The 13,939-nt window shown below is 62.1% G+C and carries 10 protein-coding genes; 2 read left to right on the top strand and 8 right to left on the bottom strand.

The window, feature by feature from the left end:
• Positions 1 to 62 precede the first annotated feature (62 nt).
• From ACYP2A_RS02710 to ACYP2A_RS02700, 3 genes are read right to left on the bottom strand one after another with little or no spacing between them, the layout of a single operon-like run.
• Positions 63 to 998: an aliphatic sulfonate ABC transporter substrate-binding protein gene (locus ACYP2A_RS02710; RefSeq protein ID WP_459742524.1), complete on the bottom strand. Its 936-nt coding sequence runs from the start codon at positions 996 to 998 to the stop codon at positions 63 to 65.
• An 11-nt stretch (positions 999 to 1,009) separates the two neighbouring features.
• Entirely contained in the window at positions 1,010 to 2,332 is a 1,323-nt protein-coding gene (locus tag ACYP2A_RS02705) for an LLM class flavin-dependent oxidoreductase (protein WP_459742522.1), read from the bottom strand.
• Between the two features lies 1 nt (position 2,333).
• Positions 2,334 to 4,604: a TonB-dependent receptor gene (locus tag ACYP2A_RS02700; protein WP_459742521.1), complete on the bottom strand. Its 2,271-nt coding sequence runs from the start codon at positions 4,602 to 4,604 to the stop codon at positions 2,334 to 2,336.
• Between the two features lie 213 nt (positions 4,605 to 4,817).
• On the opposite strand from ACYP2A_RS02700, the gene ACYP2A_RS02695 reads away from it, so the two are divergent.
• On the top strand, positions 4,818 to 5,864 hold the full coding sequence (locus ACYP2A_RS02695) for a LacI family DNA-binding transcriptional regulator (RefSeq protein WP_459742519.1): 1,047 nt from the start codon (positions 4,818 to 4,820) through the stop codon (positions 5,862 to 5,864).
• Between the two features lie 43 nt (positions 5,865 to 5,907).
• Positions 5,908 to 6,645, top strand: coding sequence for an SDR family oxidoreductase (locus tag ACYP2A_RS02690; protein WP_459742517.1), 738 nt, complete (start codon positions 5,908 to 5,910; stop codon positions 6,643 to 6,645).
• An 84-nt stretch (positions 6,646 to 6,729) separates the two neighbouring features.
• Here the strand turns inward: ACYP2A_RS02690 and ACYP2A_RS02685 are convergent, their stop codons facing one another.
• From ACYP2A_RS02685 to ACYP2A_RS02665, 5 genes are all read right to left on the bottom strand, one after another.
• Positions 6,730 to 7,491 (bottom strand): DUF3800 domain-containing protein, encoded by a 762-nt coding sequence (locus ACYP2A_RS02685; protein ID WP_459742691.1) that lies wholly within the window; start codon positions 7,489 to 7,491, stop codon positions 6,730 to 6,732.
• 221 nt (positions 7,492 to 7,712) lie between these two features.
• Positions 7,713 to 9,668, bottom strand: a complete 1,956-nt coding sequence (betT, locus tag ACYP2A_RS02680) for a choline transporter BetT (protein WP_459742688.1) — start codon at positions 9,666 to 9,668, stop codon at positions 7,713 to 7,715.
• 278 nt (positions 9,669 to 9,946) lie between these two features.
• Positions 9,947 to 12,313, bottom strand: coding sequence for a TonB-dependent siderophore receptor (locus tag ACYP2A_RS02675; RefSeq protein ID WP_459742514.1), 2,367 nt, complete (start codon positions 12,311 to 12,313; stop codon positions 9,947 to 9,949).
• 11 nt (positions 12,314 to 12,324) lie between these two features.
• Positions 12,325 to 13,329 (bottom strand): FecR family protein, encoded by a 1,005-nt coding sequence (locus ACYP2A_RS02670; protein WP_459742512.1) that lies wholly within the window; start codon positions 13,327 to 13,329, stop codon positions 12,325 to 12,327.
• The gene (locus tag ACYP2A_RS02665) at positions 13,326 to 13,889 is read right to left on the bottom strand and encodes an RNA polymerase sigma factor (protein ID WP_459742510.1); all 564 of its coding nucleotides are present in this window, start codon (positions 13,887 to 13,889) and stop codon (positions 13,326 to 13,328) included. The genes ACYP2A_RS02670 and ACYP2A_RS02665 overlap by 4 nt, the downstream gene beginning before the upstream one ends.
• Positions 13,890 to 13,939 lie beyond the last annotated feature (50 nt).

The following is a 13,939-nucleotide window of genomic DNA, read 5'->3' as shown; positions in this document are numbered from 1 at the left end:
GGCTTTAGCCGCGAATGCCTCAACGCAAAATTGCGGCGTCTGCTTCCCGACTAAAGTCGGTCCTACGGACGTTGCCACACGGCTTTGTGGATATCGACCTTCCTTGGTATCAGGCGGTTGTCGAAGAACAGGTCGGCGGTTACCTGCTGCGCCTGGATGATTTCCGGCGTGATCGGCAGGCTCGGCGACACCGGACGGTGGTCGATGTACAGGCCGATCACCTCGGCGGGCAGGCCCATGCTGCGGGTCAAAATCTGGATACTTTGTTCGCGCTGGCGTCGGGTCAGTTCATCGGCGCCGGTCAGTTCGTCCAGCACCTGCTGGACAAACGCCGGGTGTTGTTCGGCAAAGCCGCGTCGTGCAGTGTAGACCGGTCCCGACAATCCGAGCCCGGTGCCGTCGGCCAGCAGCCGGCTATGGCCTTCGACCAGTGCGATGGAATAGTACGGGTCCCAGATCGCCCAGGCATCGACGCTGCCGTTTTCAAAGGCGGCGCGGGCATCGGCAGGGCTCAGGTAGATCGGCTGGATATCCTTGAAACTCAACCCGGCCTTGAGCAGCGAGCGCAGCACCAGGTTGTGGGCACTGGAGCCTTTTTGCAGGGCGACCTTGCGGCCCTTGAGTTCGGCGACGTTTTGCAGCGGGCTGTCCTTGCGCACCAGAATCACTTCGGCCTGAGGCTTGGGGGGTTCTGCACCGACATACACCAGATCGGCACCGGCCACTTGAGCGAAGATCGGCGGAATATCACCGGTGGAGGCGATGTCCAGGCTGCCGATGTTCAGCGCTTCAAGCATCTGCGGGCCGGCCGGGAATTCGATCCATTTGATCTGCGTATGGGCGAAACGCTTTTCCAGCAAGCTGTGTTCCTTGGCCAGTACCAGCGGAATCGAGCCTTTCTGAAAGCCGATGCGCAGGGTCTCGGGGTCAGCGGCGACGGCGGTATTGAGCAGCCCGCAGAACGCCAGGGCTGCGGCGAGTAATGCCAGTGGTTTCATCGGTGAAAGCCTCATTCAAATTTATTGGCGGGGCGTTGCAAGCCAAGGTTTTCGCGCAGCGTGCTGCCTTCGTACTCAGTGCGAAACAGGCCGCGCCGTTGCAGTTCCGGCACCAGCAAGCGCGCCACGTCTTCCAGCCCGCCGGGCAAATGCGGCACCAGCACGTTGAAGCCGTCGGCGGCGCCGTTTTCGAACCAGTTCTGCAACTCGTCGGCGATCTGCGCAGGCGTGCCGATCAGGCTGTAATGCCCGCGCCCGCCAGCGATGCGCCGGCCCAGTTGCGCCAGGTTTAGGTTTTCTCGCGTGGCCAGTTCGGTCAGCAACACCTGACGGCTGCGCTGGCCGCTGTCGGTCAATGGCAGTTCAGGTAACGGCCCATCCAGCGGATAGCCCGACAGGTCGAAGTTGCCCAGCATGCGCCCCAGTAAGGCCACGCCGACCTGCGGCTCGACCAGGTCCTGAAACGACTCGAATTTTGCTTTGGCCAGGGCCTCGGTTTCAGCCACCACGATTAGCACGCCGGGCATGATCTTCAGCGACTCGGGGCTGCGGCCATACGCGGCCAGCCGGCCCTTGAGGTCGGCATAGAATGCCTGCGCGCTGGCCAGTGAGGTTTGTGCGGTAAACACCACTTCGGCGGTCCGCGCCGCCAGGTCGCGACCCACCTCGGAAGAACCGGCCTGCACCACCACCGGCTGGCCCTGCGGCGAACGCGCCACGTTGAGCGGGCCTTTGACCCGAAAGTGCTCGCCCTGATGGTCAAGCACATGCACTTTGGCCGGGTCGTAGTACTGACCGCTGGCCTTGTCGCGGCTAAACGCGTCGTCGGCCCAGCTGTCCCACAAGCCGGTCACCACCTGATGAAACTCCCGCGCCCGGCTGTAGCGCTCGGCGTGGCCGACGTGTTCGTCGAGGCCGAAATTCTGCGCCTCGGCGGCGGCATCGGAGGTCACCAGGTTCCAGCCCGCACGCCCGCCAGACAAGTGATCCAGCGATGCGAACTTGCGGGCCACATGGTACGGCTCGTTGTAGGTGGTGGTCGCCGTGGCGATCAGGCCGATGTGCTCGGTGACCGCGCTCAGCGCCGACAGCAGGGTCAACGGCTCGAAGTGGTCGGAGCGCGCCATGCGGCTGGCGATCTCGCCGGTCGCGGCGGCCACGCTGTCGGCCACGAACAGCGCGTCGAAACGCGCAGCCTCCGCCACCTGGGCCAGGTGCTTGTAGTGCTTGAAATCCAGGCCCGCGTCAGCCGGTACTTGCGGATGGCGCCAGGCGGCAACATGGTGCCCGGTGGCCATCAGGAATGCGCCCAGTTTCAGTTGCCGCTTGCTCATGTCAGAAATCCTTACGTAACTGCACACCGAAATAACGCTCATCGTCACGCGGCACGGCGCGGTAGATGTAGTTGCCGCCGGTGGCCAGCATTGGCGAGTACGATTTGTCGGCCAGGTTCTTGCCCAGCAAGGCGACGCGCCAGCCGGCGTTGTAGTCGGCCAGAGCGATGCTGGCGTTCCAGATACCATAGGCGCCTTGTTTGGTGTCGACGTTCTGGCTGATGTCGTACTGCACTTCGCTCTGCCAGCTGTAGTCGCTGCTAAGCTCGATATCCAGGCCGTTGTCCAGCGGGATGCTGTAGTCGGCGCGCACATAGCTTTTCCAGTCCGGGCTGTACGGCAGGGTCTTGCCATCGACGTTGCACGACGCGGCGGCACCGGCCGGGCAGGCGAAGCTGTCGATGCGCGCCTTGGTGTACGCCAGTGCGCTGGAAACCTTGAATTGCGAGGTCACTTGCAGCGCGTAGTCGAGTTCGACGCCTTCGGTTTTTACGCTGCCGGCGTTGATCAGCCGGGTCACGACCTGGCCGGCAACGCTGTCGAAGAAGTTCGCCTGATAGTTGTCGTAATCGCTGTGGAACACGGCCAGGTTGGTGGTCAGGCGGTTGTTCCAGGCGCTGGCCTTGATGCCGACTTCCCAGGTGTTCGACGTCTCGGGCTTCAGTGCATCGGTGTCGCGCGGCTGCATGTTGAAGAACACGTTGTAGGCCGGGCCCTTGTAGCCACGCGAATAGGTCACGTAGCTGGTCACCGTGTCGCTGAGGTCGTATTGCAGGCCCAGGCGGCCGGACTTGCCGTCTTCGTCCACCGAGCCCGAGCTGCTGGTCGCCGGCTGGATACCGCTGACCGTGACCGCCGAGGTCGAGACGCGACGGTGATCGTATTCGAGCTTGTCATGGGTCCAGCGGACGCCTGCGATGGCACGCAGGTCCGGGGTCAGGTTGAAGGTGCTTTCACCGAACACCGAGTAGCTTTCGCTGGTGGTGCTGTAGTCGGCGATGCCACGGTCACGCGAGGTCGTGGTGATCAGCGTGCGCTGGTAGGTTTCGTCGCTCTTGCCATGCATATAGAACAAGCCGCCGACGTACTCGACGAAGCCGCCTTTGGGCGAGGCCAGGCGCAGTTCCTGCGAGTACTGGTTGTATTCCAGGTCGCCCTTGTCTTCGGTGCCGGCGAAGGCCGGGCTGATGATGCTCAGGCGGTCGCCGTCCTGGTACTGGGTGTTGTCCCAGCCGCGCCAGGCGGTGATCGAGGTCAGGGTGAAATCACCCAGTTGCCAGTCCAGCTGGCCCGACAACCCCTTGTTCACATCGTCGACATGGCTGCGGTAATCGCTGACCACATCGCGGTTGTCGCTGCTGGCATTCACCGGGGCCAGGGCGCTGGCGAACGCAGGCGTCAGGCTCTTGCTGACCACGCCGTTGGGCGCGTCGTCGTGGGCCTGCATGTAATCGGCGGCCAGGGTAAAGGTGACGTCGTCGGTGGGGGTGAACTCCAGCTTGCCGCGCACGCCCTTGCGGTTGTAGCCGTTGACTTCCTGGCCGTTGGCCTTGTTGTCGACGTTGCCGTCGTAGCTGCCGAACAGCGTGGTGACCGAGCCCTTGAGGGTATCGGGAATCAGCGCGCCGCCGATGCCGAAGCGGGTGCGGCTTTCGTTGCCGCTGTACCACGACTGGTCGATGTAGCCGTGGGTTTCTTCGGTCGGCGCCTTGGTCACGATGTTCAGGACACCGGCCGAGGCGTTCTTGCCGAACAGCGTGCCTTGCGGGCCGCGCAGCACTTCGATGCGCTCAAGGTCCAGCAGGTCCAGCGTCGCCTGGCCCGGACGACCGAGTACCACGCCGTCGATGACCGTTGCCACGGTGGGCTCGACGCCCGGCGAGGTCGAAATGGTGCCCACGCCGCGAATGAACAGCGAGGTGTCCTTGTTCGAGGCGCCGGTACGAAAGTTCAGGCTCGGCACTTGCTGCACCAGTCCGGCCACGCCATTGCGGTTGTCGCGCTCAAGCTGTTCGCCTTCGACCACCGAGACCGCCACCGGGACTTTTTGCAGCGACTCTTCGCGGCGTGTGGCGGTGACCGTCACGGCATTGAGCACCGGCGCATCGGAAGCGTTCTGGGTGGTGTCTGCCAGCACCACACCAGGCGCCAGTGGCAAACTGGCAAGGCCCATCAACAGCCACGCGCAATGACGTGCCCGCCCTGAATGAGCGTGCCCGATGGCCTGTGCCAAAGGAGTGTGTGCGGTGCCGCTGCCAAGTGTCGTGTGCATCTGCGTGCCTGCCTGAAAATTGCCTAAGTTCGTCGATGCCCCACGCATCTTCGGATTATTGCAGCTAAACGGGGTTCGGCATTCGCAGTGGCGAGTAGCAGACAAACCATGACGTTAGCGCTAACATCGCCAGTATCAGAAAACGGACCATAGAGCGTCCAATACTGAAAAATTACTTTTATATTCTTTTTTCTTTTATGCGAACGATCAGGCATGGCAGAGCTTCCTCCCGCAACACGCAAACGCCGAGGCGCCGGTAGAGTCACGCTCAGTGCCGTGGCCCAGCAGGTCGGCGTGTCGTCGATCACCATTTCGCGCTACTTCAACCAGCCCGAGCAGGTCTCTGCGGACCTGCGCGAGCGTATTGCGGCGGTGGTCGAAGAGCTGGGTTATGTACCCAATCTGGTGGCCGGCGGGCTGGCCTCGGCGCGCAGCAAGGTGGTGGCCATGGTGATCCCGAACATCTCCGGGCCGATCTTCGCCAGCACTATTCAGGGCTTCAGCGACACCCTGAGCCAGCACGGCTTCCAGTTGCTGCTGGCCTCCAGTTACTTCTCGGCCGAACAGGAAGAAAGCGCGGTGCGGGCGTTTCTCGGCTGGTCGCCGGCAGCCTTGGTGCTGACCAGCCACTTTCACACCGACGGCACGCAAAAGATGATCGAGCAGGCCGACATGCCGGTGATCGAAACCTGGGATTACCGCCCGGAGCGCAACCCGATCCAGATCGGTTTTTCCCATTACCAGGTCGGCGTTACGGCCACGCAGTATCTGCATGGCAAGGGCTACCGGCGCATCGCCTTTGTGCAGAACAGCGTGGCTGGCGATTTCAGCGCACTGGAGCGCCGCGACGGTTATGCCGACACCTTGAAAGCGCTGGGTCTTGAAACGTGGGTGTTTGCCCCGGACCTGGGGCTGGCGCCGTTCGAGGCCGGCAAGCAGGCCATGCAGCAGTTGATGAGCGGCGAGACACGCCCGGACGCGATCATTTTCGCCAACGACAACCTGGCGGCCGGTGGGCTGCTGGCCGGGCAGCGTGCGGGGCTGTCGATTCCACAGGACTGCGCGGTGATGGGGTTTGGCGACTACGCTTTCGCCGAAATGCTGTTGCCGAGCCTGAGCACCATCAAGCCCCCGGCGCTGGAAATCGGCGTGCTGGCGGCGCAGCGGGTATTGCAGAGCCTCGGGGTATTGCCGGTCGAGGATGAAATCCAGCGCTTGAACCTGCTCGATTGCCGTCTGATCGAACGGGAAAGCACATAGCGCTCTATGATAGATGCCTACTCACGCTGAAAGGAGATGCCTCATGAGTCGTCCTCGCAAAGTCGCCATCGTCACCGGAGCCTCACGCGGCATCGGCGCACAAATCGCCCGGCGCCTGGCCGCCGACGGGTTTGCCGTGGTGATCAACTACGCCAACAGCGCCGACGAAGCCGACAATCTGGTGGCCGAACTGATGGCTGAAGGTCGCGATGCGATTGCGATCAAGGCCGATGTCGCCAGCCCCGCCGACGTGCGCCGGCTGTTCGACGCCACCGAGCATCATCTGGGCAAGGTCGATGTGCTGGTCAACAACGCCGGCATCCTCAAGACCACGCCACTGGCCGAAACCAGCGACGAACTGTTCGAGCAGACCTTTGCGGTCAACACCCGTGGCGTGTTCAACACCCTGCGCGAAGCCAGCAACCGCCTGAACGACGGCGGGCGGATCATCAACTTCTCGACCACCGCCCTGGCCCTGAACCTGCCCGGCTATGCGATCTACAACGCCAGCAAGGCCGCCGTCGAAGCCATGACCCCGGTATTCGCCAAAGAACTGCGCGGACGCAGCATCACGGTGAATGCTGTCGCACCGGGGCCGGTGGCCACCGAGCTGTTTCTGAATGGCAAGACCGAGGAGCAGATCCAGCATTTCGCCAGCCTGCCGCCGCTGCAACGCCTCGGCCAGCCAGACGATATCGCCAGCGTGGTGGCGTTTCTGGCAGGGCCGGATTCTGGCTGGGTCAATGGGCAAGTGCTGCGGGCCAACGGCGGCCTCGCTTGAATATTGACAGCCTTTGGTTGTACACCTAAACTCCGCTACAAATGGACTGGGAGATCCCGGTCGGCGTCTTGACCTCGGTGAGCTTCACCGGGGTTTTTCGCTTTCTGGAGCAGGGAAAATTTTCAACCCCCAATTCTCAAATCCAGCTCCCACAGCATCACGACCACCGCTACAGTAAAATTTTTTCCTGAGCACCTGAAATGCCCGGTTTTCCTGCTGAGGCTTCAAGACACTCAGCCCAACCGGACGTGCTACGAGATCAGCAAACTGCAAGCCCGTTGAGTTGACCTGTTTGGTGGCAAAAACTATATCGAAAGGCAACGACAGGCCCGTTGGATTAGCGCCGTCACATTTTCGACGAAATTCAAGCTCCAATTCGTTATCTTCCTTCTTGCCTCGTCGCTCTACAACGACGTGAGTCAATGCGCCTTGCTGACCTTTTTCCACTAAAAACTCATGCAGGGTCAGTAGACAAAACTCCAGTGCCACATGGTACGGATTGCCTGAAACTCCGTGTTTTTCCACAAGCCGGCGCTTGTCAATTACACAACTGATCAAGATGAAGTGGCTCTTTTCGATAATCCCGGTGAGTTCGTCGAGAAAGTCGTCCTTGTCTTTTCGTGACGTAAAAACACCTGAAAACTGCCCCTTTTCCTTACGTATATCAAGCTCGTGCAAGCCGATCAGGTCATGCCCCATGTGATTGAACTTGAATTTCTGCAAAGCGGGAATTACCGATTCACAGTAGTACCGTTTATGGAATACACAAAATGCCAGTACGAACATCGGATAATTAGGGTCAACCTTATCCAGGTTGTGATCACCGCTTTCATCGACGTATACGATGTAATTGCTAAACCGGCCGCTCGGCGCTGAAGAACCAGGCTCTTCAGCGCTTATTTCGGTATTGATTTGTGTCGTAAACAGATCGAGCGGGGGTTCGTGAAATCAGGATCCGGCATGACCACCTGCTTGCATGAGGACAATGTTAGCTGCGAGCCTGGCCGCAAAATCACACGAGCGGATAATGCATAGTTACAGCACATCACCCGCGATCGTCATGATGCCTACCTCACCAGATGCAAGAACTGCATGTGCCGTTCGTACTGGTCAAGCACGTCGTTGATCACTTGCTCCTTGGTATAACCCACCAGATCGTAATCCTGGCTGCCTTCGCTGAGGTGCACTTCGGCGCGGTAGTAGCGGCGGTTGTTGAGTTGCTTGGAACCCATGCCGCCACGGGCGAAGGACGGGGTGAAGAAGCCTTTCATCTGCACCTGGTAGATGAACGGACGTTCTTCGCCGTGGCCGATTTCAAGGGTGACTGAATCGTTGGCCGGATCAGGCACCTGGCTGACGCTCAGGCCTTTCTCGACAAACACTGCTGTCACCTCATCGATGGCCGGGCGTACGGTCTGGTCGAGGAAGCGGTACACCTCGTCACGCGACGGGTAGTGCACGGCCTGGCTCAGGCGTTGACGCCAGCCACCGCGTCGGGCACCGGAGGCCGGGGCGAGCGAGTACAGCTGCGCCAGCTGGCGCTGCGACTCCATGTAGAACGCCTTGTGCAGCCCCCACATCATCAACAGCAAAATCAGCGAGAAGGGTAGCGAGGTCAGTACCACCGCCGATTTCAGCGCATCGATGCTGCCCGAGAACAGCAGGCCGCTGGTGATCAACGCGGTGGCCGCGCCCCAGAATACCCGTAGCCATTTCGGGCCGTCTTCGTCGGCACTGCCGCCCTTGGCCGACAGGGTCGAAAGCACCACGGTGCCGGAGTCGGCAGAGGTTACGAAGAACACGAAGCTGATGAACACGGTGACGGCGATGACCGTCTTGCTCCACGGATAGGTTTCCAGCAGCAGGTACAGGGTCATCGACGGATCGTCGATGGCCGACTGACCCAGCGCGGTCATGCCGTTTTCCAGCACCTGGTGAATGGCGCTGTTACCGAAGATCGACATCCAGGCCAGGGTGAAGCCCAGCGGAATCAGCAAGACGCCGAAGACGAATTCACGAATGGTGCGGCCACGCGAAATACGCGCGATGAACAGGCCCACGAATGGCGCCCAGGCAATCCACCAGGCCCAATAGAACACGGTCCAGCCACCCAGCCAGCCGTCGACGCTCTTGTAGGCATACACGTCGAAACTCTTGGTCGGCAGCGCGCCCAGGTAGTCGCCGATGTTCTGCACCAGCGTGTTGAGCAAGTGTTGCGTGGGGCCGGCGAACAACACGAACAGCAACAATGCACAGGCCAGCAGCATGTTGATGTCGGACATCACGCGCACGCCCTTGTCGACCCCGGACACTGCGACTACGATGGCCGCGCCCATCATCAGCGTGATCAAGCCGACCTGTACCCAGTGGGTGTGGGCCACGCCGAACAGGTAATCCAGGCCGGAATTGAGGTGCAGCACGCCAAAGCCCATGTCGGCGCCCAGGCCGAAAATCGTGGCGATGATGCCGAAGCCGTCGACCGCATAACCGATCGGACCATTGATGCGCTTGCCGATCAGCGGGTACAGCGCCGAGCGCAAGGCCAGCGGCAGGTTATGCCGATAGGCAAAGTACGCCAGTGCCATGCCGACGAAGGCAAACACGCCCCAGCCATGCAGGCCCCAGTGCAGAAACAGCAACTGCATAGCCTGGCGTGCCGCGTCCACGGTGCCGGCCTCGCCTTGCGGCGGTTGCAGCATGTGGGTCAGCGGTTCAGACACACAGAAGAAGAACAGGGTGATGCTGATGCCGGCGGCGAACAGCATGCCGGCCCAGGACAGGTAGCTGAATTCGGGCTCGTCGTGGTCGGCACCGAGCTTGATCTTGCCGTAGCCAGACAAGGCGGTGACCACCACGAAGACCAGATACAGCGTCATGACCAGCATGTAGTACCAGCCGACCGTGCTGGCCGCCCAGTTTTGTGCCGCCAGCAGCCACTGGCCGCTGGCCTCGGGAAAACTGATGACGACGATGCCGAAGATCAGGATGAAGCTGGCAGCGAAGTAGAAAACCGGCGCATTCATGCGCACCGGGCCGCTGGAGGCGGGGTTGAGGGTATTCATGGTCGATACGCCTCCATAGTCTGGAAAACAAGAGCCTGGAAAACAAGGATCAGACGTAAGCAGGACAAAGGCTTTGCCTCCTGTTGGGAGCGGGCAGCGGACCACCGTTCATCATTGATTGAACGTTCAATTTAAACATGAAAGGACCGGCGATGACGAATCGCAGGCCTTTTTCAAGGGGCAGGAACAGGAGTAGGACGTGTGCAGTGGGCGGATCGTTCCGTAGAGCCGGTGAGGTCCTAAAACTCCAGCCGTGCCGACAACACCCACTGGCGCGCATCGCCCATCGAGACGAAGTACTGGCTGACGCTGGAGGTGTAGTAGCGCCGGTCGAACAGGTTATTGATGTTCAGTTGCAGGCTGGCCTTGTGCTCACCCAGACGGGTGTCGTAGCGGGCGAACACATCGGTGACGGTATAGGCCGGCAACTGGAAACTGTTGGCCGGATCCCCGGCCCGTTCACCGACATAGCGTGGGCCGCCGCCCAGGTGCAGGTGGTCGCTCAAGTCATGGCTGAGGTACAGCGAGCCGCTCTGGCGCGGCACGTTTTGCAGCGGTTTGCCTTGCAGGGTCGGGTCGCGGGTCACCCAGGCATCGGTGAAACTCCAGGCGAACATCAGTTGCCAGCGTTCGGCCAGGCGCCCGCTGGCTTCCAGCTCCAGGCCGCGCGAGCGCACCGCCCCGGCGTTGCGGCTGACCGGCAAAGCGTCGACGGTTTCGCTGACCAGCACGTTGCGCTTGCGGATGTCATACAGCGCAAGGCTGGCCGACAGTCCGTCCGGTTGTTCGACCTTGAGTCCGGTTTCCCAGGCGCTGGCCTGCTCGGGCTTGATACTGGAATCGATGATCTGCGCGCTGGCGGCGTTCAGTGGCGCAATGCTGGAGTTGGGCTTGAACGATTCGCTGTAGCTGGCGTACCACGACCAGTCCGGGGCAAACCGGTAGACCAGCCCGGCACTGGGTACCCAGGCGCTGCCGTTGATATCGGTATTGGCATGAAACGGCCGGCCGCGACCGGCGTACTGGTCGTAGCTGAGCAAGCGCACCCCGAGTATCGCGCTCCACTGCTCGCTCAGGTTCAGGGTGTCGCGCAGGTAGAGCGCGTTTGTACGCAGCCGGTCGAGCTGATCGCTGGCGCTGTCCGACACCTGTGTCGGCACGACTTCACGGCTATACACCGGGCTGCGGTAGCTGAAGGTGCTCTGGCTGGTCTGGCGTAACAGATCGCGGCGAAAGTACAGCCGGTGTTCGGTACTCAGCCCGGCCATCATGTCGTGCTCGATGCCCAGCCAGCGTGTGCTGCCTGACAGTTCAAGCTGGCCCTGCTGGTCGCGGCTCAACGAGCCCAGCGTGCCGTCCATGCTGCGCGTCAGGGTGCCGGCAGTCGGGTTCACGGCGGTGATGCGCACCTGGTAAGCGTCGTAGGTTTCCTTGTTATAGCTGTAGGCCCCGCGCAGTTCCCAGTCATTGGCCAGGGTATGGCGGTAGCTCAGGCGCAACAGCTGCGAACGCCCGGTCATGTCGTTGAAGGGCTCGTCCAGGCGCCGGTCATAGGGGATGTCGAGTACCCGGCCGGTGCTCGGGTCGATGGCCGTGCCGCGATCGAACGGGGTGACAAAGCGGCGCTGTTCCCAGGCCAGCAACAGCTCGTCCTGCTCGCCGTACCATGCCAGCGACGGCGCGACCAGGCTTTCGCGGCGCACGCCGTAGTTGCGCCAGTAGTCTTCATCCTGATGATCGAGAATCAGCCGCCCGGCCAGCCCGCTGTCGCCCAAGGGCCCGGTACTGTCCAGCGTGGTCGCCGTACCTGCGCGGCCGTGGGCGTACAGCGAGGTCTTCGCCTGTACCTCGTTGCGGGCCTGTAATTGCGGGGTTTTGGTCAGCACGTTGATGACCCCGCCAGGGTCCTGAATGCCATACAGCAGGGCGGCCGGACCTTTGAGCACTTCGATGCTCTCGGTGCTGGCGTTGAAATTGCGCCCCTGCACCACCGGCATGCCGTCGCGCAGGATCGAGCCGTCACGGTTATCGCCGAAGCCACGCTTGATCAGCGTGTCCTGGGTGCTGCCCAGCGTATTGCCCTGGGTCACGCCGCTGACATGGCGCAAGGCATCGTCCAGGTTGCGCGGCTGCTGGTCTTGCAGCACGGCATTGGGCACGCGGCTGATCGATTGCGGCTGTTCCAGCCATGATGCTCTGGAATGATTGATGCGCGTGCTGCTTTGCGGCTGATAGCTGTCAGGGCGCTGGCTGTCGATGCGCAAGGGCTGCAAGTGCAGCGAGCCTGCGGGGGTGGCGGCGACGGGCGATGTCAGCGCCAGGGTCCTGTCATCGATGCGCTGAAAGGTCAGGGCGGTGCCGGCCAGCAAGCGAGTCAGGGCCTGTTCGACACTCAGTTGCCCGCTTAAAGCCGGTGCCTGCAGCCGGTAGGGCTGTTCGTCGGTGTAGACGATGTTCTGCCCGGTCTGGCGGCTGAGTAAGGCCAGGGCGTCGGTCAGCGATTGGGCGGCGAGGGTAATGCTGTAGCGCGCAGCGTCTGCTGCTTGAACGGGCATGGACAGGCTCAGGGCGGTGACCAGCAGCCAGGGTCGCCACGGGCAGCGCATTGAGCGGCCGGTCAACGAATGACCACGGTGCCGCCCGGCAGGCGCAGCATTGAATAGCCCAGCACCGCCTGAAAGGCCGTCAGCATGGCCTGTGGGTCATTGCTGGCGAAATCGCCGCTGACCGGGCGGGTGCCCAGGCTGGCATCAAGCAGCACGATGCGCTCTTGAGAGTAACGCTGCACCACCTGCAGCGCCTCGCTCAGCGGCTGGCGGCGAAAGCTCAGGCGACCTTCGCGCCAGCTCAGAGCTTCTGGCATGGCCACGTTCTGCAGGCTGCCGGCCTGGCCCTGGCGATAGTCGGTACGCTGGGCGGCGGTCAATAACTGTGGCTCGCTGTCCGGTTGGGCGCGTACGGCGACCTTGCCTTCCTCAACGGTGACTTGCGCGCCTTGCGGCTCGTTGCGGACCTCGAAGCGGGTGCCCAGCACCTGGGTTTCGCCACCGTGTGCACGGACCACAAAGGGCTGGCCGTTATGTTTGACGTGAAAAAACGCCGCACCGCGCAGCAAGCGGATAGAGCGGGTCTGCTCGCTCAGGTCGACCTGAATGGCGCTGTCGGCATCGAGCAGCACGTCACTGCCATCGGCCAGGGTGATGCGGCTCAGTTGTCCGGGGGCGCTGCGATAGTCGGCGCGCAGGTCGTCCAGCCACTGCTCCGGGCGCCAGAACAGCGCCAGCAGGCTGGCCAGTAAAAGGCTGGCGGCCATGGCCACCGGCACAGGCCAGCGACGGGATCGAGGTTTGCTCTGGCGCAGAATCGCCTGCAACGCGGCGTCGTCTTCCTGTGCCAGTTGTGCCGCAACAGGGCCGGTTATCTGCCACAGCTGTCGTGCCTGGGCATAAGCCTCGGCATGGGCGGCATCGCTGGCCAGCCATTGGCGCAAGCGCTGCTGCTCGGCAGCCGGCAGGCGGCTTTCGTCCAGGTCGGTATTATCGGGCTCGGCGGCCAGGCGGCTGACCCAGTGCAGGGCGATGTCCTCGCTCTGCCGGCGAGGTGAGGAGCTGACCACGTTCATGACGATGCCTTGGCAATGGGCGCGCCCAGGCTGCTCTTGCAGGCCTGGAGGGCCCGCATCATATGCTTTTCAACGGCGCTGGAGGAAATATCCAGCAGGCTGGCGATCTCGCTGTAGCTCTTGCCGTGGATGCGGTTGAGCAAAAAAATGTGTCGGGTGCGTTCCGGCAGGCCGCGCAGAGCGGCTTGCACCTGATTGAGTTCATGACTGGCCTGATGCCCGTCGGCCAGCGAGTTGGGTTCGGCGAACAGTTGTTCCGGCAACAGGGCCGACTCGGTGCGCAGCCGGCTGCGTTCGCTGCGCAGATGATCGATGGCCATATTGCGCGCACTGCGCATCAGGTACGGCCCCAGGTCCTCGACCGGCACTTCCTTGCGCCGCCACAGACGAATGAACAGTTCCTGGCACAGATCGGCAGCGGTCGCCCGGCAGGCGACCCAACGGCTCAACTGGTTTTTCACCCGGCCTTGCTGTTGTAAAAACGCCTGCAATACCTCCTGCCCGGGCGGCGCGTCAGATGACGGCGGATCGGCAGGATCGGGAGGAGGGGGCTTGGGCATGGTGAAAACAGCGCAACCGACGGAAATGCGGATGATAAGCGCTCTTGATT

Source organism: Pseudomonas sp. 3A(2025), from assembly GCF_054589175.1.
Note: the sequence above shows the minus strand (reverse complement) of the source record. Positions and strands in the feature narration are given on the sequence as shown.

Coding starts and splice junctions, on each gene's coding strand:
- ACYP2A_RS02675 (WP_459742514.1), bottom strand. CDS start 12,313: ATGCGCTGCCCGTGGCGACCCTGGCTGCTGGTCACCGCCCTGAGCCTG.
- ACYP2A_RS02690 (WP_459742517.1), top strand. CDS start 5,908: ATGAGTCGTCCTCGCAAAGTCGCCATCGTCACCGGAGCCTCACGCGGC.
- ACYP2A_RS02665 (WP_459742510.1), bottom strand. CDS start 13,889: ATGCCCAAGCCCCCTCCTCCCGATCCTGCCGATCCGCCGTCATCTGAC.
- ACYP2A_RS02700 (WP_459742521.1), bottom strand. CDS start 4,604: ATGCACACGACACTTGGCAGCGGCACCGCACACACTCCTTTGGCACAG.
- betT (WP_459742688.1), bottom strand. CDS start 9,668: ATGAATGCGCCGGTTTTCTACTTCGCTGCCAGCTTCATCCTGATCTTC.
- ACYP2A_RS02670 (WP_459742512.1), bottom strand. CDS start 13,329: ATGAACGTGGTCAGCTCCTCACCTCGCCGGCAGAGCGAGGACATCGCC.
- ACYP2A_RS02695 (WP_459742519.1), top strand. CDS start 4,818: ATGGCAGAGCTTCCTCCCGCAACACGCAAACGCCGAGGCGCCGGTAGA.
- ACYP2A_RS02710 (WP_459742524.1), bottom strand. CDS start 998: ATGAAACCACTGGCATTACTCGCCGCAGCCCTGGCGTTCTGCGGGCTG.
- ACYP2A_RS02705 (WP_459742522.1), bottom strand. CDS start 2,332: ATGAGCAAGCGGCAACTGAAACTGGGCGCATTCCTGATGGCCACCGGG.